The following is a 1,014-nucleotide window of genomic DNA, read 5'->3' on the forward strand; positions in this document are numbered from 1 at the left end:
TTCCCAAGCTCAGCCAAGGGATCCATCTCTTGAGCTGGGATCCCCAACACAGAGCCCTAACCGAGCAAGATTTGGCTTACATTCGAGAACTAGGCCCAGGCTTGCTGCTGGCTGCCAATCCGATATCCCTCACTTTTTCTCAGCCGGATCCGCCAGAGCCGGCCCGCTTCTATCCTTGTAAGTACGTCAAGCTGGGTAACTTCCTGCCGGCTGAAGTCAACCAAGCCATCTTGCAGCATGCCATTGCTCATCAAGATAAGTTTATCCCTTCGAGAAGCTATAGCCAAAACAACACTGAGGCTGAGTCTCTCAAGTTTCGCCGCTCCTTACGCCTAGATTACGCTTACTTTCAAGAGTATGGATCCCTGCTGAGGGAGAAAATTGCCGCGGTGGCTCCCACAATCTTTCTCGAGTTAGGCATTGATAACTTCGACATCCAAATTTTTGAGATGGAGATGATTGCCAGCCATGATGGCTGCTACTTTACTCCCCATACCGATAATTCTTATCCCCAAACTGCCTTCCGTCAGGTAAGCTGTGTGTACTACTTTCACAAAGAGCCCAAGCCCTACCGAGGAGGTGAGCTGCGTATTTACGATACCCAAAGGCAGAAGCCCCACCCACCAATTCTCCATGGAACCTATGATGAGGTGATTCCAACTAACAACAGCATCGTCTTCTTCCCTAGCAGTTGCATACACGAAATCCTGCCAGTGTTTGGCCCCAGTCAAGCCTTTGACGATAGCCGCTTCACCATCAACACTTGGTTAGGAACCAAGCAACTTGCCTAAAGGCTCGAATTCAATATGGCCAGAGTCTGTATTGTTACCACGGTTCGGGATCCAGGAGTTTGCTTGGAATTCTTCATTCGCTACCACCTTGCCATCGGGATCGCCCACATCTATATCTTCTTTGATGATCCGGAGGATCCCGCTGCCCAGATGGCGCTTAGATTTTCCGAGGTACAGCCTGTTAATTTAAAATAGGGTACAGGTATTCAAGAGGAAGGAGAGA

At 49.4% G+C, this 1,014-nt stretch carries 2 protein-coding genes; both read left to right on the plus strand.

Features of this window, described 5'->3' with window-relative positions; translation table 11 throughout:
• On the plus strand, window positions 1-791 hold a 791-nt coding region (locus NW853_RS09095; RefSeq protein ID WP_414348857.1), incomplete at its 5' end, for a 2OG-Fe(II) oxygenase.
• 15 nt (window positions 792-806) lie between these two features.
• Window positions 807-986 carry a glycosyltransferase family 2 protein gene (locus tag NW853_RS09100; RefSeq protein WP_414348858.1) on the plus strand — a complete coding sequence of 60 codons (180 nt, stop codon included), beginning with the start codon at window positions 807-809 and terminating at the stop codon, window positions 984-986.
• Window positions 987-1,014: the final 28 nt, after the last annotated feature.

It is taken from the genome of Synechococcus sp. H55.11 (assembly GCF_047462475.1).
GTDB lineage: Bacteria > Cyanobacteriota > Cyanobacteriia > Thermostichales > Thermostichaceae > Thermostichus.

Excerpts from the sequence above, each read along its gene's own strand:
- NW853_RS09100 (WP_414348858.1), top strand. The coding sequence starts at position 807 with ATGGCCAGAGTCTGTATTGTTACCACGGTTCGGGATCCAGGAGTTTGC.